Source organism: Frigoribacterium sp. Leaf172 (genome assembly GCF_001424285.1).
Taxonomy (GTDB): domain Bacteria; phylum Actinomycetota; class Actinomycetes; order Actinomycetales; family Microbacteriaceae; genus Frigoribacterium.
This window is the reverse complement of sequence record NZ_LMPB01000002.1, coordinates 990,676-1,017,233: the sequence shown is the minus strand read 5'-3', so window position 1 is coordinate 1,017,233 and position 26,558 is coordinate 990,676. Positions and strand designations below refer to the sequence as shown.

Below are 26,558 nucleotides of genomic sequence, written 5' to 3'. Positions count from 1 at the left end.
CGCCTGGACCGACCGATCCGTGCGGATCCCGGGGGTCCGGTCAGCGATCGCGCAGCTTCTCGAGCTCACGCCGCTCGCGCTTCGTCGGGCGGCCGGCGCCGCGGTCCCGCACGGCGACGGTCGCGACCTCCTCACGAGGCGGGGGCGGGGGAGTGAGATCCTCCAGCGCCGATGCCGCGACGGGCGCGCCGACGCGTTTGACGAGGCACAGCCGCACCACGAGGATGCGCTCGACGCCGCCGAGGCGCACCCGAACCTCGTCGCCCGGTCGTACGGCCTGCGCCGCCTTGACGCGCTCGCCGCCCACCTTCACGTGACCGGCTCGGCATGCCGCTGTGGCGGCGGATCGCGTCTTGACGATGCGCACCGCCCACAACCACGCGTCGACGCGGCACGAGGCGAGGGGGTCCATGGGTCGATGCTACGACGAGACGCTCCGGGCTCCGTCACGAGCCGGGGCGGGCATCCGCTAGAGTGGTCGAGGTCGCGCGCCGGTCTCCGGTGCGCCTCCTGGAGGATTCGCCTAGTGGCCTATGGCGCACGCTTGGAAAGCGTGTTGGGTGCAAGCCCTCAGGGGTTCGAATCCCCTATCCTCCGCCGCAGCACCCGAGAAGCCCCCGCGTCGTCACGACGTCGGGGGCTTTCGCGTGCTCGGACCGGAGGCGCGCCCGACGGCACGAGGCGCGCTAGCGTGATCCCCATCAGTCACCGAACCGGGGGGAACCGACATGACCGATCCGCACCAGCCCGCACAGCAGCAGCCCGGGCAGCAGCAGCCTCACGAGCCGCAGCCCCACGACCAGGCTCCGCAGCCCCACCAGGCGCAGCCGTATCAGCCGCAGCCGGGGGAGTCCGCGACGAGCGGGACCCCGCCGCTCTGGGCACCCTGGTACGGGGCGCCCCTGACCGCGGCGGTGTCGCGCTTCTTCCGCAAGTTCTTCGACTACTCGGGTCGCGCCAGCCGCAGCGAGTACTGGTGGTTCGCCCTCGCGCAGGGCGTCGTCACGTTCGTCCTGATCATGGCGACGGGGCTCGTGGCGTCCATCGGCAGCACGGTCGACGCCAGCGGTCAGCCGGTCTCGGACCCGCCCCTCGCGATCTTCGTCCCGCTCGTCATCCTCAACTTCGCTCTGTGGCTGACGGTGTTCGTCGGGTCCCTCTCGCTGACGGCCCGACGTCTCCACGACGTCGACCTGAGCGGGTTCTTCCAGTTCCTCTACCTGGTGCCTTTCGGATCGCTCGCCGTGTTCGTCATGACCCTGCTGCCGTCCAAGCCCGGGGGCGCACGTTTCGACAGGCCCCGCGACTGAGGACCGGTCAGCCGAGCGGGCGGGTCATGTAGCGCAGGTCGAGCCACCGGCCGAACTTCGTGCCGACCTCGCGCAGAACGCCCGCGTCGTCGAATCCGAGCGAGCGGTGCAGTCGGGCCGAGGCCTCGTTGCCGGCCTCGATCAGCGCCACCATGACGTGCAGGTCGTCGTGGGAGGCGCGTTCGATCAGCTCGGTCAGCAGGGCTCGGCCGATGCCGGCGCCCTGGTGGCCCGGTCGCACGTAGACGCTGTTCTCGCAGGTGTGCCGGTAGCCGTCCTTCGCGTGGAACGGCCCGTAGCTGCCGTAGCCGACCACGAGATCGCCCTCGACGGCGACGATCGCGGTGCACCGCGCCTCCTGATGGCTCGTCAGCCAGGTCCGTCGACCGTCGAGGGTCGGCGGCTCGTCGGTCCAGATGGCGGTCGATCGGGCCACGGCGTCGGCGTGGATCTCGAGCACGCCCGGGAGGTCGGATTCGGTCGCGGTGCGGATCTCCATGCCGACAGCCTAGGAGGCGCGGGGCGGGTCTCGGAGGCCTGGTTCACCGCCGCCTCGGAGCCGGCCGCCCTAGGGTGGTCGTCGTGTCGACTCGCATCTACATCACGTCCGCAGAAGGCCACACCGGCAAGTCCACGATCGCGTTGGGCGTGCTCGACACGCTCAGTCACGAGCTCGGCCGGGTGGGGGTGTTCCGGCCCGTCGCCCGGTCCACCGCCGAGCGCGACTACGTGCTCGAACTGCTGCTCGCGCACGACGGCGTCGACCTCGACTACGACGAGTGCGTGGGTGTCACGTACGACGACGTGCACGCCGACCCGGACGCCGCGCTGGCCACGATCGTCAGCCGGTTCGCGGCCGTCGAGCGGCAGTGCGACGCGGTCGTCGTCATCGGCTCCGACTACACCGACGTCGGCAGCCCCACCGAGCTGTCGTTCAACGCGCGGGTGGCCGCCAACCTCGGCGCCCCCGTGCTGCTCGTGCTGGGCGGGCGCAGCGCCGACGGCGGCGCGGCGCGCACCGGGGCCGAGATGCGTCAGGTCGCCGAGGTCACCACGGCCGAGCTCCGCAGCGAGCACGCAGGCCTCCTGGGCGTCATCGCGAACCGCGTCGATCCCGATCGCCTCGACGAGGTCGTCGCCGGGGTGGGCGAGGCGCTCGCGGGGTCGCCCGCGGCCGACGTGCCCGTCTGGGCCCTGCCGGAGGATCGCCTCCTGGTCGCCCCGACCGTCCGGGCCGTGCTGTCCGCGACCGGTGCGACGATGATCCGAGGCGACGAGGCCCTCCTCGACCGCGAGGCCGTCGGCGTCGTCGTCGCCGCGATGTCGATGGAGAACGTGCTGCCCCGCCTGACCGAGGGGGCGATCGTCGTGGTCCCGGGCGACCGCTCCGACGTGCTCGTGGCCACCGTGCTCGCCCACGCGTCCGAGACGTTCCCCTCGCTCGCGGGGATCGTGCTGAACGGCGGGTTCGAGATGGCGCCGCAGGTCGACCGGCTGATCGCGGGCCTCGACAGCCCGCTGCCGATCGCTCACAACGACATGGGCACGTACGACACCGCGCTCGCCATCACGCAGACCCGGGGCCGCCTGGCCGCCGACTCCTCCGGCAAGTACGACCTGGCGCTCGCCCTCTTCGAGAAGCACGTCGACGGCGCGAAGCTGATGCGCCTCCTGCAGGTCAGCCCCTCCGGCGTCGTGACGCCCCTCATGTTCGAGTACCAGCTGCTCGAGCGCGCCCGGGGTGCTCGCAAGCACATCGTCATGCCCGAGGGCGACGACGACCGCATCCTGCGGGCCGCCTCGACCCTGCTCCAGCGCGGCGTGGCCCGCATCACCCTGCTCGGCGACGAGACCGCCATCCGCGCGCGGGGCGCCGAGCTCGGCCTCGACCTCGCCGACGCCCGGGTGCTCGATCCGTTCGATCCGAGTCTGCAGGTGCGCTTCGCCGCCGAGTACGCGAAGCTCCGCGCGCACAAGGGCATCTCGGCGTCGATGGCCATGGACACCGTGACCGACGTGTCGTACTTCGGCACCATGATGGTCAAGCTCGGTCTCGCCGACGGGATGGTCTCCGGCGCCAAGCACACCACGGCCCACACGATCCGACCGGCGTTCGAGGTCATCAAGACCCTCCCCGACGTCGGAGTCGTGTCGAGCGTGTTCCTCATGGCGCTGGCCGACCGCGTCCTCGTCTACGGCGACTGCGCCGTCATCCCCGACCCGACGGCCGAGCAGCTCGCCGACATCGCCATCTCGTCGGCGCAGACCGCCGAGCAGTTCGGCATCGAGCCCCGGGTCGCGATGCTCAGCTACAGCACCGGCGACAGCGGCTCGGGCGCCGACGTCGAGAAGGTCCGCGCCGCGACCGCTCTCGTCCGCGAGCGCCGACCCGACCTGCTGGTCGAGGGGCCGATCCAGTACGACGCCGCCGCCGACCCGACGGTGGCCGCCGCGAAGATGCCCGACTCCGAGGTGGCCGGGCGGGCGACCGTGTTCATCTTCCCCGACCTCAACACCGGCAACAACACCTACAAGGCGGTCCAACGCAGCGCCGGCGCCGTCGCCATCGGGCCGATCCTGCAGGGGCTCCGCAAGCCCATCAACGACCTCTCGCGCGGTGCGCTGGTCGGCGACATCGTCAACACCGTGGCCATCACGGCGATCCAGGCGGGGACGCAGAGCGCGTCGGCCGTCGCCCCCACCCCCGAAGGGAACCCCTCGTGAGCGCAGTCCTCGTCGTCAACTCCGGTTCGTCGTCGTTCAAGTACCAGCTGATCGAGCTCGACGGCGAGCGGACGCTCGCGAGCGGTCTCGTCGAGCGCATCGGCGACAGCGTCGGGTCCACGCGGCACCGCAACGAGGTGACGGGCGACGAGACCCGCAACGACTCGCAGCCGATCGCCGACCACGCCGCCGGCTTCGCCGCGATGCTCGACGCGTTCGAGTCGCACGGGCCGTCGTTCGCCGAGTACCCGCCGGTCGCGGTCGGGCACCGGGTCGTCCACGGCGGCGAGGAGTTCGATCGGGCGACCGTCGTGACGGCCGACGTCGAGAAGGCGATCGATCGCCTCTCGACCCTCGCGCCCCTCCACAATCCGGCCAACCTGCAGGGCATCCAGGCCGCGAAGAAGGCGTTCCCCGATGTGCCGCACGTGGCCGTCTTCGACACGGCGTTCCACCAGACGCTGGCTCCGGCCGCGTACACGTACGCCATCGACGCCGACCTCGCCAAGCGCCATCACGTGCGCCGGTTCGGGTTCCACGGCACGTCGCACAAGTACGTCAGCGAGAAGACCGCCGAGTTCCTCGGTCGCCCGCTCGCCGAGCTCAAGACCATCGTCCTCCATCTCGGCAACGGCGCATCCGCCGCCGCCATCGACGGAGGGCGCTCGATCGACACGAGCATGGGGATGACGCCGCTCGAGGGCCTCGTCATGGGCACGCGCTCGGGCGACATCGACCCGGCGGCCGTGTTCCATCTGCATCGCGAGGCCGGGCTCGACGTGGCCGAGCTCGACACCCTGCTGAACAAGCGCTCGGGTCTGCTCGGTCTCACGGGCAGCGGGGACATGCGCGACGTGCAGGACAGCGCCTCCCGAGGCGACGCCGTGGCCGAAGCCGCGCTCGCCGTCTACCGGCACCGGCTGCGCCACTACATCGGCGCCTACGTCGCTCAGCTGGGCGGGCTCGACGCGGTCGTCTTCACGGCCGGCGTCGGCGAGAACAACGCGCTGCTGCGGCGCCGCACCCTCGCGGGGCTCGAGTTCTTCGGCATCCGGGTCGACGACGACCGCAACGAGCTGTCATCGCGCGAGGCGCGTCTCATCTCGCCCGACGACTCGCGCGTGAAGGTCCTCGTGGTGCCCACGAACGAGGAGCTCGAGATCGCCCGGCAGTCGGCCGCGCTCGTCTAGCGGGGTCACCGGGGTCGGCCATCCCGATACGGCGAGGGCCCCGGGGCGCAGCACGCGCCTCCGGGGCCCTCCGTCGTCTCCCGGGGTCGACCGGGGAGGCGCGGGTCAGTACTTGATGGTCGCCAGCGCGTCCGAGACCGTCGAGTCACCCGAGACGACCTCGAACTGGGTCCGCACGGCCGTGCCCTCGATCAGCGCCGTGGCGATGATCTCGGCGACGTCCGCTCGGGGGATCGTTCCCCGCTCGACGGTCGAGGCGGCGGTCACGAGACCGGTGCCGGCGTCGTCCGTGAGGCCACCGGGCCGGACGATCGTCCAGTCGAGGTCGCGACCCCGCAGATCGGAGTCGGCCTCGCTCTTCGCGCGCATGTACACCTGGTACACGTCGTCGTCGTTCTCGGCGGGGAGCTCGGCTCGGGCCGGGTCGAAGTCGTCGGTGCCGATGGCGGACACCATCACGTAGCGCCCGACTCCGGCCTTCTCGGCGGCGTCGGCCAGCAGGATCGCACCGTCTCGATCGATGGTCAGCTTGCGCTCGGCGCCGCTGCCACCGCCGCCGCCTGCGGCGAACACGACGGCGTCGGCCCCGTCGAGGTGGCCGGCGAGGGTGTCGACGTCGGTCTTCTCGAGGTCGAGCACGAGGGCGCGAGCGCCCGCGGCCTCGAGGTCTGCGGTGTGGTCTGCGTTGCGGACGATGCCGACGGGGTCGTGCCCGGCGTCGGCGAGTCGGCGTTCGAGGAGCAGGGCGATCTTGCCGTGTCCTCCGGCGATGACGATTCTCATGCCTCCAGGGAACACCTCGGGTCGCGGTCGGCACTCAGTTGCCGCTAAACTCGACGAGGCTCCTCACGTGGCGCCATCCAGGCCAACTCCCCCAGGGCAGAAATGCAGCAAGGGTAACCGGGCTCTGGCGGGTGCGTGAGGGGTCTTTTCCGTTGTGGGGGCTTCGGGGCCGTCGGTCGCCGCGTGCCGGTCGGCGCGACGGGCCGATCGACGCCCGCCCCTGTTCGTGGGGTGCGGATCTCGTCCGCGACACCATAAGATGACACAACGTCGACGCCAACCACGTCGACCACGTGCCCCTCACCACGGCGCGGTTCCGGCCCCTCACCAGAGCCGGTTGTCCTGCCCCTCACCACGGCGGGACGAGATCGATCGACCCGAGAGGACCGCGACCGTGACGTCGCACAGGATCAGAAACGCCTCGTCGACCCCTGACCCGGGCGACTCCGCGCCGACCATCGTCGTCGGACCCGCCTCGCCCTCTCCGGACGACGCCCTCCCGACGCCGCCAACCCGTCCGCGCTCGGACCGACGGCACCCCCGCGTCGCCCACGCGGCCCTCGGCCTCGTCGTGGTGCTGCTCGTCGGGCACCTGGGGGCGACCCTGCTGTGGTCGTCCGCGTCGAATCCCGTCCGTGCGGCCGTCGGCGACGAGAACCTCCGCGGCTACATGCTGCCGTTCTTCCGGCAGAGCTGGTCGGTCTTCGCCCCCGAGCCCGTCTCGAGCGACATCTCACTCGACGTCCGGGCGCTGCCGAGCGGCGAGACGGAGGCCACCGACTGGTTCACCGTCACCGATCGCGACATCGCCAACGGCGTCACGCACCACCTGGTGCCCTCGCGGACGTATCTGACGAACTTCTCGCTCGCTCGCGGGTACTTCCGGGCCTTCCAAGCGCTCGGCGACGGAGCGAAGCCCGCGGTCGGTCAGGATCTCGACCTCGACGACTGGCGCCCCGAGCTGGCCGCCGACATCGCGGCGACCTCCGACGCCGGCGACGTCGCCGTGCGGTCGTACCTGGACCACGAGGAGGCGCTGAACCGGGTCGCCTCGGCCGTGGCCGTCGCGCAGTGGGGCGAGGTGGACGACGTGCAGGTCCGCGTCCGCATCACCCCCGTGACGCCGTTCGAGCAGAGGGGCGATCCGGCTCCGAACCCCGAGTTCCGATTCGTGACGACGGGGTGGCGCTCGCCGCTGCCCGATTCGACCCTCGACCAGGGTGCCGTCGACGTGCTGTACGGGCGCGGAGGACGCTCGTGAGCGCCGTCGGGGAGGTGACCCGCGCCTCCTGGGTGCGGCTCGTCGGCCGGCTCGACTGGTGGTTCCTCGACGGTGAGAAGGCGTTGTACGGGGTCGCCGCGGCCCGGATCATCACCGGGCTCGGCATCCTGCTCTTCGTGCTGGCCAACGCGAGCACGGCGTCGTACACCTGGGGCGGAGCCTCCGACTGGTCCGCCTCGCTGAGCCGATCGTCGGACTGGGGGTTCCCGTTCGTGGTGTTCGCCGCGGCCCAGGCCGGCGGCCCGGCGTTCTGGTTCGGCTACGTCGCGTTGGGGGTGTCGGCCCTGGCGCTCCTCGTCGGCTGGCACGGGCGGATCGCAGCCGTCGTCACGCTCTGGCTGTACGCCAGCCTCACCGCGTCGAACCCGATCGCGGTCGATCAGACCGACAACGCGGTCCGGCTGTTCCTCTTCTACTTCTGCTTCGCCGACCTGTCGCGGGTCTGGTCGCTCGACGCCCGTCGGAGGGGACGTCGGGAGGCGCGGGGCCACAAGGCCGTCGGGTCCCGATCGCATCTGATCGCCCGGGTGCGCGCCGAGGCGGGCTGGGTGCCGACCCTGCTGCACAACGCGGCCCTGGTGGCCGTCGCGGGGCAACTGTTCGTCGTGTACGTCATCGCGGGTCTGTCGAAGGTGCAGGGCGAGCTCTGGCGCGACGGGACGGCGATCTACTACCCGCTGCACGTGGACCGCTTCGCGCCGTGGCCGGCTCTCAGCGGTCTGCTGACCGCCAACGGCGTGCTGGTGGCGTTCGCCACGTGGTTCGCCGTCGCCGTGCAGCTGTTCTTCCCGTTCCTCCTCCTCCGCCGATGGACCCGCGTCGTCGGACTGCTCGGAGTGAGCGCCATGCACATCGGCATCGGTCTCTTCATGGGGCTGCCGCTCTTCTCGCTCGCGATGCTCGCGGCCGACATGATCTTCATCCGCACGGTCACCTTCCAGCGCGCCGCGGCCTTCGTCGCCGCCCGCGTCGGGGTCGTGCGGGCCCGTCTCTCGAGTTCGAGGGGAGGGATCGGCGAGCTGCCCGAAGGTGCGCCGAGCGATCGGACGTCGCCCGCGATCACCTAGCGGAGCGACGGCACGACGAGACACAGCACCACAGCACACCCCCGGCCAACCACCGGGGGAGTCGGATCAGGCGGCGGGCTCGCGCCCGCCAGGAAGAGGCACCCGTGCAACGAATCAAGCGACGCGGCCCCGTGGGGTCGATCGGAATCTGGGGGGCGGCCCTGGCCGTGGGGACGCTCGTCGCCACGGCGACCGTCGTCCCCGCCCAGGCGGCTCCGCCGGACGTCACCGAGGCGGAGGGGCTGTTCCTCAGCGGCAGCGGCATCGTCGACGTCGACACGCTCGCCGACCTGAAGGGCGCCTACTCGGCCTACTCGGGGACGGCGACCGAGCCGGTCGAGAACCCCCTCGACCTCACCGCGCTGCAGGCCCTCAGGTTGACGGGCGACGTCGAGCTCTTCGGCGCCAACCCGCTCCTCGAGCTCGGAGCCACGTCGCAGTACGGCGCGGCCACCCCGACGGGCAGCACGGCCGCCTCGGGTCTCATCACCGAGAGCGGCGCCATCCGGGTCGGCGACGGGTCGCCGGCGCAGCAGGCCTCGCTCGATCTCACGCGGTTCCTCTCGGAGGCGCAGCTGTCGGGGCTCGCGGACGAGTTGTCGCTCGAGCTCGGTGCGCTCTCGTCGAGCGCGACGGCGACCCGGACGGCCGACGGCTACAGCGTCGCCAGCGAGTACCAGGTCGACGGTGCGCGCCTCACGCTGCACAGCCCGGCCGTCGCCGCCCTCAGCGCCGATCTGACCGAGACGATCACCTCGCTCGACTCCGACCTCGGCACGGCGACCGGCAGTCTGCCGGCGATCGTGCAGGGAGCCGTGCTGACGCCGTTGCAGACCACGCTGGCCCCCCTCGGCGTCGTGACGCTGCGGAACACGACGGCCAGCGTCACCGCCGACGTCGATCTCGCGACGGCCACGGCCCCGGTGCTGGGAGCACCGCTGACCAACGGTCCCGTGTCGATCGACCTCTCGACCGGTGATGTCATCGTCGACGTCGCCGAGCTGCAGACGCTCAACGGCCTCGGGCCCAACACCGAGCTGCTGTCGGGCGAAGTGGTCGCCGGCGAGCTCCAGACGGCCCTCGACGGCATCTTCGAGACGACGCTGCCCGAGGCGCTGGACACCGCGATCACCGGAGCCCTCGACACGACCGAGGCGACGGTCGTCGTGACGACCACGCCCGCGGTGACGGTCTCCGTCCCCATCACGGGGCCCACCGTGACGGCAGACGTCGCCACCGTCGTCGTCACGCTCGACACCACCCTCGGCGCCCTCGCGGGCACCAGCCAGGTGGCGCCCGAGGCGACGGCGGTCGTCACGCCCCTGCCGAACGCGAACCCCGCGGTCGAGTTGCTCCTGTCGCCTGTCCGAGGCATCCTCGACGGGTTGCGGGGCGCTGTCGAGACGGTCGTCGAGAGCACCGTCCCCTCGGTCACGCGTCCGGTGCTCGAGCCGGTCATCGGCGGCGAAGCCCTCGCGGCCGTCGCATCGGACCTGGGGTCGCTCACCGGAGCGGTCGGCGATGTCCTCAGCCCGCTGCTCGACGTCGTGAACGGCATCGTCTCCGTGCGGGTCAACTCGCAGACGGGACCCGGCTTCCGCGACCCGAACGGAACCGACACCGGCGCCTCGACCGTGCGGGCACTGCGACTCGCGCTGCTGCCCGGCACGGTCGGACAGTCGGGTGCGGTGATCGACCTGGCGAGCTCCACGGTCAACGCCCAGGCTCTCGACGCCCTCACGATCAACGCTCCCGGTGACGGCGACGATTTCCTCGTCTTCGCCCCGGCGCCGACGACGACGGTGACGGTGGGCGGTCTCGCTGCACCCGGCGCCGTGATCGACGTCACGATCGGCGACGCGATCGCTCAGACGACGGCGGACGAGGACGGCGTCTGGTCCGTTCCCGTCGACGACGTCGTCGTGGGTCTCGGCCAGACGGTGAGCGCGACTCAGACTCCGGCCGGCGGGGGAGAGCCCTCCGCTCCCGTCACGATCCTCATCGACGTGCGTCTGACCGATCCGGTCGTCATCGAGACGCCCGACGGGGCGGCACCGGTCATCGTTCCGACGTCGACCGACACGACCGACGTCATCGTCAGCGGATCGGCCGAGCCCGGCGCGACCGTGCGGGTGACGTTCGGCGATCTGCCGGCCCGCGAGATCCCGGCTTCGGCCGAGGACGGGGAGTGGACGACCACGGTCGCCGACGTCGGGATCGGCGACTACCTGATCACGGCCGAGCAGTCGATCGGCGGCTCGCCCTTCGCGCCCGGCGACTCGGTCACCCTCCTGGTCCGGGCCGATGACGGCGGCAGCGACGTTACGGGCACCGACGTGACCGGCACCGACGTGACCGCCGCCACCGACGTGACGGGCACGGACGTGACCGCAGCCACCGACGTGACGGGCGCCACTGACGTCACGGGTACGGATGTGACCGCGGCGACGGACGTGACGGGCACGGATGTCACCGCAGCCACCGATGTGACCGGCACTGACGTGACTGGCACGGACGTGACCGCCGCCACGGACGTGACTGCCGCGACGGACGTGACGGGCACTGATGTGACTGCCGCGACTGACGTGACTGGCACCGACGTGACTGGCACCGACGTGACTGGCACCGATGTCACCGCCGCCACCGATGTGACCGGCACCGATGTGACTGGCACGGATGTCACCGCCGCCACCGATGTGACGGGCACCGACGTGACGGGCACTGACGTGACGGGCACCGACGTGACGGGCATTGACGTGACTGCCGCGACTGACGTGACGGGTACTGACGTGACCGGCACGGATGTCACCGCAGCCACCGATGTCACCGGCACGGACGTGACGGGCACTGACGTGACTGCCGCCACCGACGTGACTGGCACGGATGTCACCGCAGCCACCGATGTGACCGGCACCGACGTGACGGGTACTGACGTGACGGGCACTGACGTGACTGCCGCCACCGACGTGACCGGCACGGATGTCACCGCAGCCACCGATGTCACCGGCACCGACGTGACGGGCACGGACGTGACGGGCACTGACGTGACTGCCGCCACCGACGTGACTGGCACGGATGTCACCGCAGCCACCGATGTCACCGGCACCGACGTGACGGGCACCGACGTGACTGGCACGGATGTCACCGCAGCCACCGATGTCACCGGTACTGACGTGACGGGAACGGACGTGACGGGCACTGACGTGACTGCCGCCACTGACGTGACTGCCGCCACTGACGTGACTGCCGCCACTGACGTGACGGGCACGGACGTGACCGCCGCCACCGACGTGACTGGCACCGACGTGACTGGCACGGACGTGACCGCCGCCACCGATGTCACCGGCACCGACGTGACCGGCACTGACGTGACGGGAACGGACGTGACGGGAACTGACGTGACCGCCGCCACCGACGTGACTGGCACGGATGTCACCGCAGCGACCGATGTCACCGGCACCGACATGACGGGCACTGACGTGACTGCCGCCACCGACGTGACGGGCACCGACGTGACGGGCACGGATGTCACCGCAGCCACCGATGTCACCGGCACCGACATGACGGGCACTGACGTGACTGCCGCCACCGACGTGACGGGCACCGACGTGACGGGCACGGATGTCACCGCAGCCACCGATGTCACCGGCACCGACATGACGGGCACTGACGTGACTGCCGCCACCGACGTGACGGGCACCGACGTGACGGGCACGGATGTCACCGCAGCCACCGATGTCACCGGCACCGACGTGACTGCCGCCACCGACGTGACGGGCACTGACGTGACTGCCGCCACTGACGTGACTGGTACTGACGTGACCGGCACGGACGTGACCGCCGCCACCGACGTGACGGGCACCGACATGACTGGCACGGATGTCACCGCAGCCACCGATGTCACCGGCACCGACGTGACCGGCACCGACGTGACCGGCACTGACGTGACCAGCACGGACGTGACTGCCGCCACCGACGTGACCGGCACTGACGCGACCGGCACCGACGTGACTGGCACTGACGTGACTGGCACTGACGTGACTGGCACGGATGTCACCGCCGCAACCGATGTCACCGGCACCGACGTGACCGGCACTGACGTGGCGGGAACGGACGTGATGGGCACTGACGTGGCGGGAACGGACGTGACGGGCACTGACGTGACGGGCACCGATGTGACGGGCACGGATGTGACCGCGGCCACCGATGTGACCGGCACGGATGTCACCGCCACTGACGTGACGGCCACCGATGTGACGGCCACGGACGTGACCGCGACTGACGCGACCGCCACCGATGTGACGGCCACGGACGTGACCGCGACTGACGCGACCGCCACCGACGTGACGGCCACGGACGTGACGGCCACGGACGTGACGGCCACGGATGTGACCGCCACCGACGTGACGGCCACCGACGTGACCGCCACCGACGTGACCGCCACCGACACCGCCGGCACCGACACCTCGGCGAGCGACACGGCGGGCACCACGCCCGACACGCTCCCCGGCAACCAGGAGATCACCACCTCCACGGTGCAGATCGAGCGCATCGTCCGCGGTGACGGAGTCGTCCAGACGGTCTACGGCACCGACTTCATCCCCGGTGAGAAGGTCGACGCCGTGATCCGTTCGACGCCGTTGCCTCTCGGGGCGCAGATCGCGGACGAGAACGGGACGGTCACGTTCACGTTCACCGTCGCCGCCGACTTCGAGCTGGGTCTGCACCGGGTCGAGTTGACCGGCAGCGAGTCCTCGACGGTGCTGCCGGAGAACGACACCACCCAGTTCGTCGTCGTCGCCTCGGCTGACGAGGCCGGCGGGGTCGGAACGGATGGAGGTGCGGGTGGCGTCGTCGGAGCGGGCGGAAGCCCCAGCGCCGGCGGTCCCACGCTCGCCTACACGGGACTGGACGCCCTGCCCTGGGCGGCCTCCGGTCTGGGCATCCTCGTGCTCGGCCTCGGGATGCTGCTGGCCTCCCGTCGCCGCAGCAGGATCGGGACGACGATGCGTCGGATCCGGTAGCCGATGACGGCGCGGGCTCACCACCCGCGCCGTCGACGTCCACCGAAGGAGGGCCCCGTCCGCAGCTGCGGACGGGGCCCTCTCGCGAGTCGTCCGCTGTCGGTGGCCCCGGCTACTCTGGTCCCGTGGTCACCGCCTTGTATCGCCGTTACCGGCCAGAGAACTTCGCCGAACTCATCGGTCAGACGCAGGTGACCGATCCTCTGCGGACGGCCCTCCGCACGAACCGCGTGAACCACGCCTATCTCTTCAGCGGCCCTCGCGGCTGCGGCAAGACGACGTCGGCGCGGATCCTCGCGCGGTGCCTCAACTGCGCCGAGGGCCCGACCGACACCCCGTGCGGCGTCTGCCCCTCGTGCGTCGAACTCGCCCGCGACGGCGGCGGATCGCTCGACGTCATCGAGATCGACGCGGCGAGTCACAACGGCGTCGACGACGCCCGCGACATCCGCGACCGCGCCATCTTCGCTCCGGCGCGCGACCGATTCAAGATCTTCATCCTCGACGAGGCCCACATGGTCACGCCGCAGGGCTTCAACGCGCTGCTCAAGGTCGTCGAAGAGCCACCGGAGCACGTCAAGTTCATCTTCGCGACGACCGAGCCCGACAAGGTCATCGGCACGATCCGGTCGCGCACGCACCACTATCCCTTCCGTCTCGTCCCGCCGGCGCAGATGCTCGACTACGTGCAGCAGCTCAGCGCGACCGAGCAGGTCGACGCCGCGCCCGGCGTCCTGCCCCTCGTCGTCCGCGCCGGCGGCGGCTCCGTCCGAGACACCCTGTCGCTGCTCGACCAGCTGATGGCCGGCAGCGAAGACAGCGGCATCGAGTACGAGCGTGCCGTGGCGCTCCTCGGCTACACGCACGCCTCGCTCCTCGACGAGGTCGTCGAGGCGCTCGGCGCGCGCGACGGCGCCGCCGCCTTCGCCGCGGTCGACCGGGTCGTGCAGACCGGTCAAGACCCGCGTCGCTTCGTCGAAGACCTCCTCGAGAGACTCCGCGACCTCATCGTCGTCGGGGCGACCGCCGAGGGGGCCTCGGCCGTGCTGCGGGGCATCACCGCCGACGAGCTCGATCGGCTGCTGCACCAGGCCCGCTCGTTCGGCGCCGCCGAGCTCTCCCGCTCCGCCGACGTCGTCAACCGCGCTCTCACCGACATGACGGGGGCGACGTCGCCTCGGCTCCACCTCGAGCTGATGATCGCCCGGGTGCTCGTCCCCGAGGCCGACGAGACCGAGCGGGGCGCCCTGGCCCGAGTCGAACGACTCGAGCGGCGCGTGGGCGTCGACGGCGCCGTCTCGTCGAGCCCCGGCCCGCAGACCTCCGTCGGTGCGCCGTCGCCCGCGTCCACGCCGACCCGGGCCGAGCCGAGCCCGACCCGGGCTCCGGCGGTCGCCGTCACCGCGCCTCCCGCGACGTCGTCTCCTGCGGCGACGGTCGAGACCCCGGCAGCACCCGAGTCGGCACCCGGCGCGGTGGCCGCGACCGCGTCAGCGGCCTGGGGCGCCGCCACACCACCCGCGGCTCCGGCGGCCGCCCACTCCGCCGCCTGGGCCCAGACGCCCCCCGTGACCGACGGCGTCCCCGCCGACCCCGACGAACGGGCGACCTCGGTGGCGCCGGTCACTCTCCAGCAGATGCGCGACAGCTGGCCCGAGATCGTCGAAGTGGTCGAGAAGGCCCGACGCACCGCCTGGATGGTCGTCGTCACCGCGACCGTGCAGGCCTACGCCGACGACGTCCTCACCCTCACCTTCCCGAGCGCCAGCGACGTCGAGAACTTCAAGAAGCCGCAGGGTGCTGGCGAGGGAGTCAGCGAGCACCTCCGTCGCGCGATCCAGAGCGTGCTGGGCGTCACCGTCAAGTACATCGCCCGTGTCGAGGGCGCTCCGACCCGACCGACCGCCCCCGCCCGTGAAGCGGTCGACGCGCCCCCGGCGGCCGCGACGCCCGCCGTCTCCACCGACCCGGCGCCCGCGCCCCCGTCGACCGCCGCCGCACGCGAACCCGAACCGGCCGACCCAGCGCCCGCTCGGCGACCGACGACCGCGCCGGTTCCGCCGACGGGGCCGCGTCAGCACGCGCCGGCAGCCGGCTCCTCAGCTGCTCCGGGCTCCGCGCCCGCCGCAGCCCCCACGCCCGTCACCGGGTGGGACGTCGCGGCGATCCCGCAGGCCGCGCCGCCGGAGCCCGACGAACCCGAGCACATCACCGAAGAACCCGACGGGGGAGCACCGCCGCTCGACGCCGCGCCCGCGTCCGAGCCCGTCGCCTCCAGCCGGCCCGCGGCGGCCCCGTCCGGTTCCGCGGCCCCGTCCGGCGCCTCCGTCTCGGCTCCCGACCGTCGTGTCGCCGCGGGCGACCCGCGCCGGGGCATCCCCGCCAACTCCCGCTACGGCGAAGCCGTCGTCCGCGAGATCCTCAACGCCCAGTTCATCGAAGAAGAGACGATCGCGCCCCGCGTCACGCCTCAGAGAAGCGAGTAGTCGTGTACGAGGGCATCGTCCAAGAGCTGATCGACGAGTTCGGCAGACTGCCGGGCATCGGTCCGAAGTCCGCGCAGCGCATCGCGTTCCACATCCTCCAGAGCGAGAACTTCGACACCACACGTCTCTCCGAGCTGCTCGTCGACGTCAAGACCAAGGTCCGCTTCTGCGAGATCTGCGGCAACGTCACCGAACAGGACACCTGCGCCATCTGCCGCGACCCGCGCCGGTCGCCGGCCACCATCTGCGTCGTCGAAGAAGCCAAAGACGTGCAGGCGATCGAGCGCACCCGCGAGTTCCGCGGCCTGTACCACGTGCTGGGTGGGGCGATCAGCCCCATCGACGGCATCGGCCCCGACGACCTGCGCATCCGACAGCTCGTGCAGCGTCTGGCCGACGACACCGTGCAGGAGGTCATCATCGCGACCGACCCCAACCTCGAAGGCGAAGCCACTGCGACCTACCTGTCGCGCATGCTCGCTCCGTTCGGGCTGCGGGTCACCCGTCTCGCCTCCGGGCTGCCCGTCGGCGGCGATCTCGAATACGCCGACGAGGTCACCCTCGGCCGGGCCTTCGAGGGTCGCCGACTCGTCTCCGAATAGAGACCGTCAGAGTCGCGCGCGGCGCGCCCGGACGAAGCTGTAGAGACCGAACGCGATCAGGCCGACGGCCACCGCGGTCAAGACCGCCGTGCCGAAGGGCAGCTCGGCCAGGGCCTTCAAGGCCCCGTCGAGACCGGACGCCTCGTCCGGATCGGCCTGCACCGCCGCGACCCCGAACAGGACGCCCACGACGATCAGGGCGATCCCCTTCGCGACGTAGCCCACGACCCCGAAGGCGACCGTCACGCGTCCGGCGCTGCCCGACGGCACGACGAGATCCTCGCGGAACCTCTGGCGAGCGCCCTTGACCACGAAGTAGCCGCCGATCGCCACGATCGCGAGAGCGAGCACCACGAGCAGCACCACACCGCCCGGCGTCGCCAGCAGACCCGCGCTCAGCGACTCCGTCTGATCCGAGCTGTCGCTCGACCCGCCGCGAGCGAAGGTGAAGGCGGTGAAGCCCACCGCCAGGTAGGCGACCCCCTTGCCGCCCTCCTTGACCCGCTCCGCCCAGTCCTCCTTGTCGGACCCGCGCACGAGCGCCGCCTCGAGGATCTGGAACACGCCGAGCGCCCACAGCCCCACGACGATGACCCACAGCAGCGCCTGACCGCCGGGACGCGACGCGAGCTCCCCGAGCGCGCCTCCCTGGTCGGCCTCGCCGCCGCCGCCGAAGGCGACCCGCAGGGCGATGACCCCGATCAGGATGTGCAGCACGCCGTTCATGCCGAACCCGACCCGCGCGAGGGTCGTCAGGGCGCGGCTGTTCTGCAGGCGGCTCGTCGTGCGTCGGGCGTCTTCGGTGGCTTCGGGCATGTGCCCACCGTAGGGGAGCGGAGGAGGCGCCGCCCGTCCTGCCATGGCGCCGCTGCAGCGGTGCGTCACACGCGTTCGGCACCGAATAGAATCGGCGGACGCAGGCGCGTCGTCGATCCGACCGCCGTCCCCCTCTCCTGGAGTCACCGTGAGCTTGATCGTGCAGAAATTCGGCGGGTCGTCCGTCGCCGACGCCGAGAGCATCAAGCGCGTCGCGAAACGGATCGTCGAGACCCGCAAGGCGGGGAACGACGTCGTCGTCGCGGTCAGCGCCATGGGCGACACGACCGACGAGCTGCTCGACCTCGCCAGCGAGGTCGCGCCCATCCCCGGCGGACGCGAGCTCGACATGCTCCTCACCGCCGGTGAGCGCATCAGCATGGCGCTGCTCGCGATGGCGATCCGCAGCCTGGGCGTCGAGGCGCGGTCGTACACCGGCAGCCAGGCGGGCATGATCACCGACGCCCAGCACGGCAAGGCGCGCATCGTCGACGTCACGCCGAAGCGCATCCGTGACGCCCTCGACGCCGGCTACGTCGCCATCGTCGCGGGCTTCCAGGGCTTCAACCGCAGCACCGGCGACATCACCACCCTCGGCCGCGGCGGCTCCGACACCACCGCGGTGGCCCTCGCCGCCGCCCTCGACGCCGACGTCTGCGAGATCTACACCGACGTCGACGGCATCTTCACCGCCGACCCCCGCGTCGTGCCCAAGGCCCGCAAGCTCGACCGCGTCACCAGCGAGGAGATGCTCGAGCTGGCGGCCGCGGGGTCGAAGGTGCTCTACATCCGCGCCGTCGAGTACGCGAGACGTCACGGCGTCACCCTGCACGTCCGCTCGTCGTTCAACAACAACGAGGGAACCCTGGTCGTCAACCCGAAAGAGGGAGAGAACGTGGAAGAGCCCATCATCAGCGGTGTCGCCGGTGACCTCAGCGAGGGCAAGATCACCGTCGTCGGCGTCCCCGACGTGCCCGGCAAGGCCGCTCAGATCTTCCGGACGGTCGCGAAGACCGGGGCGAACATCGACATGATCGTCCAGAACATCTCGGCCGCGTCCACCAGTCGCACCGACATATCGTTCACGCTTCCGAAGTCGGAGGGCGCCGTCGTGCTGCAGGCCCTCGAGTCCGAGCGCGCCGAGAGCGGCTTCGAGTCGCTGCAGTACGACGACCAGATCGGCAAGCTCGCCCTGGTCGGCGCCGGCATGCGCACCAACGCCGGGGTCTCCGCGCAGCTGTTCACCGCGCTGTTCGAGGCCGGCATCAACATCGAGATGATCTCCACCAGCGAGATCCGCATCTCGGTCGTCACCCGGGCCGACACCCTCAACGACGCGCTCCGCGTGGTCCACACGGCGTTCGGGCTCGACGGCGACGTCGAGGCCGTCGTCCACGCCGGCACCGGCCGCTGACACGACCCGTCGATGACCGAGGAGGCGCGGCGCGGCCCGCACCGCACCTCCTGATCCCCTTCCCACGGCACCACCGAGACACCCCAGGAGACAACGATGGCTGAAGGTCTGCGCGTCGGCGTGGTCGGCGCGACCGGTCAGGTCGGCAAGGTCATGAGGCGGCTCCTCGACGAGCGGGACTTCCCGCTCTCGGAGATCCGCTTCTTCGCGACGGCCCGCTCGGCCGGCACCACCCTGCCGTTCCGCGGCGCCGACGTCGTCGTCGAGGACATCGAGACCGCCGATCCGACGGGACTCGACATCGCGCTCTTCTCGGCCGGCGCCACCGGCTCGCGGGCCCACGCTCCCCGCTTCGCCGCGGCCGGCGCCCTCGTCATCGACAACTCGAGCGCCTGGCGGATGGACCCCGAGGTGCCCCTCGTCGTGAGCGAGGTCAACCCGCACGCGATCGGCGAGGCCGTCAAGGGCATCGTCGCGAACCCGAACTGCACCACGATGGCCGCGATGCCGGTGCTCAAGGTCCTCGACACCGAGGCCGGTCTCGAGCGACTGATCGTCAGCACCTACCAGGCGGTCTCGGGCAGCGGGCTCAAGGGCGCGGACGAGCTCATCGGTCAGACGAAGGCCGCCCTCGAGCAGGGTGCCGAGGCGCTCGTGCACGACGGATCCGCTGTGACGATGCCCGACCCGCAGGTGTACGTGCGACCCATCGCGTTCGACGTCATCCCGCTGGCCGGCTCCCTCGTCGACGACGGTCTCGACGAGACCGACGAAGAGAAGAAGCTGCGCAACGAGAGCCGCAAGATCCTCGAGCGCCCCGAGCTGCTCGTCAGCGGCACGTGCGTCCGGGTCCCCGTCCTGACGGGTCACTCGCTGTCGATCAACGCCGAGTTCTCGACCGAGCTGACCGCCGCCCGGGCGAAGGAGCTGCTGGCCGACGCCCCCGGCGTCGTGCTGACCGACGTCCCCACCCCGCTCCAGGCCGCCGGCTCGGACCCGAGCTACGTCGGGCGCATCCGCCAGGACGAGGGCGTGCCCGGCAACCGCGGGCTGGCCCTCTTCATCAGCAACGACAACCTCCGCAAGGGAGCGGCGCTGAACGCCGTGCAGATCGCCGAGATCGTCGCCGCCGACCGAGCGGCCTCGCTCAGCGCCTGACGTGCATCCCGGCTCCCGGCGGGCTGTCTCGACATCGAGACACCCCGCCGAGGGCTCCGGTGGCCCGACGAGGGCCGGGGCTTAGACTGGCGCTCGTGAACGATGCGAAGAAGCCCGTCGACGTGGCCCTCATCGGCGGTGGCGTCATGAGCGCCACGCTGGGCGCCATGATCAAGCAGCTCGAACCCGACTGGACCATCCGGATCCTCGAGGCGCTGGACGACGTGGCGCTCGAGTCGAGCAACCCCTGGAACAACGCCGGCACGGGTCATTCGGCACTCTGCGAGCTGAACTACACGCCCGAGCGGGCCGACGGCACGATCGACACGAGCAGCGCCGTCAAGGTCAACGAGCAGTTCCAGGTCTCGCGGCAGTTCTGGTCGTTCCTCGTCGCCGAGGGCTCCCTTCCGGAGCCCTCCGCCTTCATCAACTCCAGTCCGCACATGAGCTTCGTCTGGGGCGACGCGAACGTCGAGTACCTCCGCAAGCGGTTCGAGGCCCTCCGCGGGCACCCGCTCTTCCAGGGTCTCGAGTTCAGCACCGACCGCGAGAGGATCGCCGAGTGGGCGCCCCTCCTGACGTCCCAGCGGCCTCTCGGGCAGCCGATCGCCGCGACGCGCATCGCCGCCGGAACGGACGTCGACTTCGGGAGTCTCACGCGCCTCCTCATGGACGACCTCACCGCCGGCGGCGCCGAGCTGAGTCTCGGTCACCGGGTCACCGGTCTCACGCGCCGACCGGGCGGTGGATGGATCATCTCCGCGCGACCCTCCGGCGGCGCACCCGTCGAGATCGAGGCCTCGTTCGTGTTCGTCGGGGCCGGCGGGGGAGCCCTGAACCTCCTGCAGAAGTCGGGGATCCGAGAGATCGAGGGTTTCGGCGGGTTCCCCGTCAGCGGGGAGTTCCTCCGCACCGACGACCCGGCCATCGTGGCCCGCCATCAGGCGAAGGTCTACGGCAAGGCGGCCGTGGGCTCGCCGCCGATGTCGGTCCCGCACCTCGACACCCGCGTCGTCGACGGGCGGGCCAGTCTCATGTTCGGACCCTATGCGGGGTTCAGCCCGAAGTTCCTCAAGAGCGGTTCGTGGTTCGACCTCTTCGCGTCGATCAGGCCGCACAACCTCTACCCGATGATCCGTGCCGGCCTGGCCAACCTCTCGTTGGTGAAGTACCTCGTGGGCCAGCTGGCGGCCAGCAAGGCGACGAAGTTCGAGGCGCTGCGCGAGTTCGTCCCCGACGCCGACCCGAAGGACTGGTACCGGATCACGGCGGGGCAGCGGGTCCAGGTGATCAAGAAGGATGCGAAGAAGGGCGGCGTGCTGCAGTTCGGCACCGAGGTCGTCTCCGCCGCCGACGGCTCCATCGCCGGCCTCCTCGGCGCGTCGCCCGGGGCGTCGACGGCCGTGCCGATCATGCTCGACGTGCTGGGTCGATGCTTCCCCTCGCGGATGACCGACTGGGAGCCCACCCTCCGACGCATGATCCCGAGCTACGGCTCGCCCCTCGCGGCGGACGAGGCCCGGGCCGCGGCGACCCTGGGCGCGACCGCGGAGGCGCTGGGCATCCGCTCCTGACCACTCCGCGTTCCGGACTCATTTGACTCGGCATCGAACGTGTGTTCGAATGAGGCATGCGGTGGAGCGGGCAGGGAGTCGACGTCGAGAGCGACGCCGCGCTCCCTCCGTTGGCGAAGCTCTCCTCGGTGGTCCGGTCGGTCACGACGCCTGAGTTCGCCGGCGTCACCTTCCACGAGATCCTCGCCAAGAGCGCGCTGAATCGCGTGCCGGGCGGCGATTCGGCGCTCCCCTTCGGCTGGACGATCAATCCGTACCGCGGCTGCAGCCACGCCTGCGTCTACTGCTTCGCCCGCCCCACCCACGAGTACCTCGATCTCGACGGCGGTGACGACTTCGATCGCCAGATCGTCGTCAAGGTCAACGTCGCCGAGGTCCTCTCCCGTGAGCTGCGCCGGCCGTCGTGGCAGAACGCGCCGGTCGCCCTCGGCACGAACACCGACCCGTATCAGCGGGCCGAGGGTCGCTACCGGCTCATGCCGGGCATCATCGCGGCCCTGGCCGACTCGGGGACTCCGTTCAGCATCCTGACCAAGGGCACGCTCCTCCGTCGTGACCTGCCGCTCCTGGCCGAGGCCGCCCAGCACGTACCGGTCGACATCGCCATGTCCATCGCCGTCTACGACGACGAGCTGCAGCAGTCCCTCGAGCCGGGCACCCCGACCACCGCGGCGCGCCTGGCGACCGTCCGAGCGGCTCGCGACCTCGGTCTCGACGTCTCCGTCTTCATGATGCCGGTCCTGCCGTATCTGACCGACGGCGTCGACCATCTCCGAACGGCCCTGGCGGCGGTCCGCGACTCGGGGGCGACCAGCGTCATGTACAGCGCGCTCCACCTCAAGCCGGGCGTCAAAGAGTGGTTCTTCGCCTGGCTGGGTCGCGAGCGACCGGACGTGGTCGAGCGATACGCCGATCTCTTCGCCCGCGGCACCTACGCGCCCACGGGTTATCGCAAGTGGCTGGCGGCGCGCCTGCGGCCCCTGCTGGCCGAGTACGGCCTCGAGCGGGGTCGCGCCGATCCGGCGACGGGATCGACCCGATCGCGCGTGCACGACGCGCTGGGCGACCGCGCGGAGGGCGTCGCGGGCCGGGCCCTGCTGTCGGCCGAGCTCCCGGGCGGTTCGCGCACCGCGCATCCTCGGCTCTTCTGACGACCCTCGAGCGCGTCCAGAGGTCGATCGGGGCACAAAAGCGCCGGGTGGAAGGCCGTTCCCGGCTCATCCCCCCGATAACGGGGTACACCGAAAGTCCATGTTCAGGCATACTTCTATCTGCCCGCCCATCGACGAGAAAGAGGCCGCATGCTTCTCGGCCTCCCGGCTCACCTGGCTCCGCAGAGCACCGGCCGTGCCGTCGCGCGAGCCTGTCACGTCATCGCCTGCGTCATGCTGGGCAGCGCGTCACTGGTGCTGCTCATCAATCAGGCGACCCGCCCCGGGTACATCCTCTGGCCCGCCCTCGTGGCCGTGGCGACCATGATCGCCCTCATCGTCGTCGTCGAGAGGCGACGCACGGCGACGTCCATCGCCGCCTATCTCGCGATCGGCTCGGCCGGGACGTACTGGTACGCCATCACGCTCCTCGCGCAGGTGCCGGCCGTGCAGTCGTCCGACGCGTTCTCGCTGTCGCTGCCGAAGATCGCGCTGATCATGGTCGGCGGCAGTGGGCGGCAGCCGCGACTGGGCCTGCTGTGGGCGACCATCGCGTTCGTCCTCGGCGAGGTGGGCACCCAGGCGGCGACCTGGCAGACCGGCCAGGCGTCCCGGTTCGACGTGGCCACCGGAATGGCGTACGTCCTGGTCGTCGTCACGGTCGGCTGGGGCATCGTGGCCCGCGATCGTGCCCGCCGGGCCCAGCCGAGCCTCCACCGCGCCGCGCTCGACCAGCAGATGCAGGGCATCCGTCACGACATCGAGCAGCAGGCGGCCGCCCTGCTGCACGACACCGTCCTCAGCCACCTGGCCGCCGTCGCCACCAGCGCACCCGGGCCTCTCGATCCGCGGGTGGCGAGCGCCATGTCGCGGGATCTCGAGACCCTCGTCGGCCGCGAGTGGCTGGCCGGACGCGCCGCCGAGGGCAGCGCTCGCGACTGGCACCGCAGCGAGCTCGCCGTCGCGGTGGAGTCGGCGCGCGATTCGGGCCTCGAGGTCGGCGTGACCGGCGACGTGAGCGCCGTGGCCCGCCTCCGTCCCGATCAGGAGCAGGCCCTCGGTCTCGCCGTGGCGCAGTGCCTCGTCAACGTCGAGCGGCACAGCGGCACCACGCGGGCCGAGGTGGTCGTCTACGGCGACGGCGGCGACGTGTCGGTCATGGTCATCGACGACGGGGTCGGGTTCGATCCGCAGACGACCGGGGCCGACCGGCTGGGGCTCAAGAACTCGGTGCAGGCCCGTATGGAGCGCGTCGGCGGCTCCGTGCAGATCTGGTCGTCGCCGGGCAGCGGCACGAGCGTCGTCATCCGCGTCGCGGTCGACGCGACCCCGGAGCCTCCTGCGCCGCGAGATGTCACCGGACGCGATCTCGGCACGGGGCCCGTCCGCGTCGAGGGAGCGGCGTGAGGCGCCGTGAGCGCACGCCTCAGCAGGTCGATCCGCTGGGTGCGCTGAGCGCCGGTCCTCTGACGCTGCTCGCGAGCGTCGCGGCCGGCGTCTACGCCGTCGTCCTCACGACCGTCTCCCGTGACGACGTCGTGTCCTGGCCGGTGGCCGTCGGCGCCCTGGCGGCGCTGATGGCGGCCGGAGTCATCCTCGTCGTGGTCTCCCGCCCCTCCCGCGCCCCCTTCCGCCGGAGGTACGTGGTCGTCATGACGGTGCTCCTCGCCGGATCGGCCGTGCTCTCGGGTGCGTCGACCGCGGGCCACAACTCGCTGGTGCGCGACGACTGGGTCCCCGTCGCGATCGGCGTGCTCGTGCTCGGGCTGGCTCCCTACCGCCCCGGTCGCGAGATCGCGATCGTCGGCGTCGCCCTCGCGGTCGTCGTGGGCGGCGTGATCGCCGCCGAGGGACCGTCGTTCGCCGCCGGACTCCCCACCGGGCTCTACGTCGTCGTCGCCGTCACGCCCGTCCTCGCCCTGTCGCTGGCGGGGGCGACCTTCTCCAGCACGTTCGTCGCCCTGGTCGACCGCTGGGTCGAACGGGCGGTGACGTATCGGCGCGAGAGCACCGACGGGCTCCGGGCCAGCATCGCGAGGTCGGTCCAGCAGGACCGCGTGACGATCCTCAACCGCGACGTCGTGCCGTTCTTCACCCGCCTGATCGAGTCCGGCGAGGTGACGGCCGACGACGGCGCGAGGGCCCGGACCATCGCCGAGACCCTGCGGGGCACCATGGTGGCCGAGGCCGACCGCAGCTGGCTCGAGCACCTGCTCACGGCGTCGTCCGTCGCCGTACGCGGCACGGTGGACGACCCGGCGCACATCGCAGGCGAGATGGCCGACGACCACCGCACGGCCCTGCGGGCGCTGATCGTGGCGTTCGCCGACACGGGGGTCGTCGACGCCTCCGACATCCGTCTCGTCCTCCGAGCCGAGGAGGCGCGGGTCGACGTCCGACTGACTGTCGCCACCCGCGTATCCGACCTCACGATCCGACACCGGCTCGCACCCTACTTCGCCGTCCTGCGGGTGGTCTACGACGACCTCGTCGTCGACGTGACCCCTCCTCACCTGACACTAAGGTTTTCTTATGACCAGCACTGAGTCGAGCGACCGCTCGTCGCACCGTCCCGGCTTCTCGCGACCCGCGGCGGCCCCGTCGTGGAGCACCGTGGGGCCGGCCGGCGACGATCCCTCGACGCGTCGGGTGCGACTGGCCATCCTCGACGACCACGAGGTGCTGCTCGACAGCCTCTCGAGCTGGATCAACGTCAACGCCTTCGACTTCGACCTCGTGCTCACGGCGCACACCTGGCTGCAGCTGGTCCACAGCGACAACTTCCCCACGGATCTGGTGTTCCTCGACTTCCAGTTGAAGGAGCCCGTGTCGATCGAGGCCCGTGTGCGGACCTGCCGCGCCGCAGGCGCGAAGGTCATCGTGCTGTCGAGCCTCGATACGCGCGAATCCCGCGAGCGGGCGCTCGAGGCGGGAGCCTCGGCGTTCCTGTCGAAGTCGCTGCCCATGCGCGAGGTCATGGACGCCGCTCGTCAGGTCATGGGCGTCGCACGCGACGCCTCGCCGCAGCGGGACTGGCGCCCCCTCCCCGTCGGGGCGACGAACCAGAGCCGCCCGAAGCTGAGCGCGGGCGAGTCCGAGGCGTTCCGCCTCTACGTCTCCGGCTTCAGCACCAACGAGGTGGCGCAGCAGATGAACGTGCAGTACGAGACGGCCAAGACCTACCTCCGGCGGGTCCGCGAGAAGTACGCCAAGGCGAACCGCCCGGCGAGCAAGAAGTCCGAGCTGATCCGACGGGCCGCCGAAGACGGTTACCTGCAGTAGTGGCGAAGCTCTACTTCCGCTACGGCGCGATGAACAGCGGCAAGAGCACGGCTCTGCTGCAGGCCGCCTACAACTACGAGGAGCGCGGGCAGCGGGTCGTCCTCGCCAAGCCCCGCGTCGACACCAAGGGCGATGACCAGATCGTCTCGCGGCTCGGCGTCACCCGCACCGCCGACGTCGCCTTCGCTCCCGGCGACGACGTGCTCGAGGTGTTCTGCGCCGAGCGGGCGCGCGTCCGCGCGGCGACGGGCAGCGACATCGCCTGCCTGCTCGTCGACGAGGTCCAGTTCCTGGAGCCGCGCCAGGTCGACGACCTGCTGCGCATCGCGATCCTCGAGGGGGTGCCCGTCCTCGCCTACGGCATCCGGACGGACTTCCGGACGATGGCGTTCCCCGGCAGCCGGCGTCTTCTCGAGGTGGCGCACTCGCTGGAGGAGCTCAAGACGATCTGCCGGTGTGGGCGCAAGGCCGTGTTCAACGCTCGGACCATCGACGGCCGCTTCGTCTTCGACGGCGACCAGGTCGCCATCGACGGCCACGAGGTCACCTACGAGTCGCTGTGCGGGGCGTGCTACCTCGCTGAGAGCGGTGGCCGTCTCACCTGACGCGGACGCCGCAGATCGTCGCTTACGGGCGCAGGGGCCGGTCGGGCCTCGAGGCGGGGTCGACCACGGGCGGAGGGGACGTGAGACGAG

At 71.2% G+C, this 26,558-nt stretch carries 20 protein-coding genes, 1 tRNA gene and 1 other RNA gene; 18 read left to right on the top strand and 4 right to left on the bottom strand.

What is annotated here, in order from left to right; genetic code table 11:
* Positions 1-40 precede the first annotated feature (40 nt).
* On the bottom strand, positions 41-412 hold the full coding sequence (locus ASF89_RS10965; protein WP_055795877.1) for an RNA-binding S4 domain-containing protein: 372 nt from the start codon (positions 410-412) through the stop codon (positions 41-43).
* 100 nt (positions 413-512) lie between these two features.
* Here ASF89_RS10965 and ASF89_RS10960 point away from each other — a divergent pair.
* Both ASF89_RS10960 and ASF89_RS10955 read left to right on the top strand, forming a co-directional pair.
* Positions 513-597: transfer RNA gene (locus ASF89_RS10960), tRNA-Ser, on the top strand.
* Positions 598-728: 131 nt separating this feature from the next.
* Positions 729-1,310, top strand: coding sequence for a DUF805 domain-containing protein (locus tag ASF89_RS10955; protein WP_082489933.1), 582 nt, complete (start codon positions 729-731; stop codon positions 1,308-1,310).
* A 7-nt stretch (positions 1,311-1,317) separates the two neighbouring features.
* On the opposite strand, the gene ASF89_RS10950 is transcribed toward ASF89_RS10955, so the two are convergent.
* Positions 1,318-1,809 (bottom strand): GNAT family N-acetyltransferase, encoded by a 492-nt coding sequence (locus ASF89_RS10950; protein ID WP_055795881.1) that lies wholly within the window; start codon positions 1,807-1,809, stop codon positions 1,318-1,320.
* 83 nt (positions 1,810-1,892) lie between these two features.
* Here ASF89_RS10950 and pta point away from each other — a divergent pair, with 83 nt between their 5' ends.
* The gene (pta, locus tag ASF89_RS10945; protein ID WP_055798203.1) at positions 1,893-4,034 is read left to right on the top strand and encodes a phosphate acetyltransferase; all 2,142 of its coding nucleotides are present in this window, start codon (positions 1,893-1,895) and stop codon (positions 4,032-4,034) included.
* Positions 4,031-5,224, top strand: a complete 1,194-nt coding sequence (locus ASF89_RS10940) for an acetate/propionate family kinase (RefSeq protein WP_055795884.1) — start codon at positions 4,031-4,033, stop codon at positions 5,222-5,224. The genes pta and ASF89_RS10940 overlap by 4 nt, the downstream gene beginning before the upstream one ends.
* 105 nt (positions 5,225-5,329) lie before the next feature.
* Here the strand turns inward: ASF89_RS10940 and ASF89_RS10935 are convergent, their stop codons facing one another.
* Positions 5,330-6,007 (bottom strand): SDR family oxidoreductase, encoded by a 678-nt coding sequence (locus ASF89_RS10935; protein ID WP_055814522.1) that lies wholly within the window; start codon positions 6,005-6,007, stop codon positions 5,330-5,332.
* 54 nt (positions 6,008-6,061) lie between these two features.
* Here ASF89_RS10935 and ffs point away from each other — a divergent pair.
* From ffs to recR, 6 genes are all read left to right on the top strand, one after another.
* Positions 6,062-6,158, top strand: an RNA gene (ffs, locus tag ASF89_RS15420) — signal recognition particle sRNA small type.
* 243 nt (positions 6,159-6,401) lie between these two features.
* Positions 6,402-7,268 carry a DUF5819 family protein gene (locus tag ASF89_RS15865; RefSeq protein WP_055814519.1) on the top strand — a complete coding sequence of 289 codons (867 nt, stop codon included), beginning with the start codon at positions 6,402-6,404 and terminating at the stop codon, positions 7,266-7,268.
* Positions 7,265-8,356, top strand: a complete 1,092-nt coding sequence (locus ASF89_RS15415; protein ID WP_055814516.1) for an HTTM domain-containing protein — start codon at positions 7,265-7,267, stop codon at positions 8,354-8,356. Before ASF89_RS15865 ends, ASF89_RS15415 begins: the two co-directional genes overlap by 4 nt.
* Positions 8,357-8,460: 104 nt before the next feature.
* Positions 8,461-13,380: a choice-of-anchor G family protein gene (locus ASF89_RS15720; protein WP_162240692.1), complete on the top strand. Its 4,920-nt coding sequence runs from the start codon at positions 8,461-8,463 to the stop codon at positions 13,378-13,380.
* 125 nt (positions 13,381-13,505) lie between these two features.
* A complete protein-coding gene (locus ASF89_RS10915) occupies positions 13,506-15,866 on the top strand; it encodes a DNA polymerase III subunit gamma and tau (protein ID WP_055814510.1) in 2,361 nt (786 codons plus the stop codon).
* A gap of 2 nt (positions 15,867-15,868) precedes the next feature.
* Positions 15,869-16,468, top strand: coding sequence for a recombination mediator RecR (gene recR, locus ASF89_RS10910; protein WP_055795905.1), 600 nt, complete (start codon positions 15,869-15,871; stop codon positions 16,466-16,468).
* A 6-nt stretch (positions 16,469-16,474) separates the two neighbouring features.
* Here the strand turns inward: recR and ASF89_RS10905 are convergent, their stop codons facing one another.
* Positions 16,475-17,284: a DUF1206 domain-containing protein gene (locus ASF89_RS10905; RefSeq protein WP_082489931.1), complete on the bottom strand. Its 810-nt coding sequence runs from the start codon at positions 17,282-17,284 to the stop codon at positions 16,475-16,477.
* A 148-nt stretch (positions 17,285-17,432) separates the two neighbouring features.
* On the opposite strand from ASF89_RS10905, the gene ASF89_RS10900 reads away from it, so the two are divergent.
* The 8 genes from ASF89_RS10900 (at position 17,433) to ASF89_RS10865 (ending at position 26,468) form a co-directional block, all read left to right on the top strand.
* A complete protein-coding gene (locus ASF89_RS10900) occupies positions 17,433-18,698 on the top strand; it encodes an aspartate kinase (protein ID WP_055795907.1) in 1,266 nt (421 codons plus the stop codon).
* A gap of 96 nt (positions 18,699-18,794) precedes the next feature.
* Entirely contained in the window at positions 18,795-19,856 is a 1,062-nt protein-coding gene (locus ASF89_RS10895) for an aspartate-semialdehyde dehydrogenase (RefSeq protein WP_055814506.1), read from the top strand.
* Between the two features lie 95 nt (positions 19,857-19,951).
* The gene (locus tag ASF89_RS10890; RefSeq protein ID WP_082475075.1) at positions 19,952-21,430 is read left to right on the top strand and encodes a malate:quinone oxidoreductase; all 1,479 of its coding nucleotides are present in this window, start codon (positions 19,952-19,954) and stop codon (positions 21,428-21,430) included.
* Between the two features lie 56 nt (positions 21,431-21,486).
* Positions 21,487-22,581 carry an Rv2578c family radical SAM protein gene (locus tag ASF89_RS10885; protein ID WP_055814504.1) on the top strand — a complete coding sequence of 365 codons (1,095 nt, stop codon included), beginning with the start codon at positions 21,487-21,489 and terminating at the stop codon, positions 22,579-22,581.
* 150 nt (positions 22,582-22,731) lie between these two features.
* The gene (locus tag ASF89_RS10880; protein WP_055814501.1) at positions 22,732-23,988 is read left to right on the top strand and encodes a sensor histidine kinase; all 1,257 of its coding nucleotides are present in this window, start codon (positions 22,732-22,734) and stop codon (positions 23,986-23,988) included.
* Positions 23,985-25,127, top strand: a complete 1,143-nt coding sequence (locus ASF89_RS10875) for a hypothetical protein (RefSeq protein ID WP_055814498.1) — start codon at positions 23,985-23,987, stop codon at positions 25,125-25,127. The genes ASF89_RS10880 and ASF89_RS10875 overlap by 4 nt, the downstream gene beginning before the upstream one ends.
* Positions 25,114-25,863 carry a response regulator gene (locus tag ASF89_RS10870; RefSeq protein ID WP_082475076.1) on the top strand — a complete coding sequence of 250 codons (750 nt, stop codon included), beginning with the start codon at positions 25,114-25,116 and terminating at the stop codon, positions 25,861-25,863. The genes ASF89_RS10875 and ASF89_RS10870 overlap by 14 nt, the downstream gene beginning before the upstream one ends.
* Positions 25,863-26,468, top strand: coding sequence for a thymidine kinase (locus ASF89_RS10865; RefSeq protein ID WP_055795924.1), 606 nt, complete (start codon positions 25,863-25,865; stop codon positions 26,466-26,468). The genes ASF89_RS10870 and ASF89_RS10865 overlap by 1 nt, the downstream gene beginning before the upstream one ends.
* Positions 26,469-26,558: the final 90 nt, after the last annotated feature.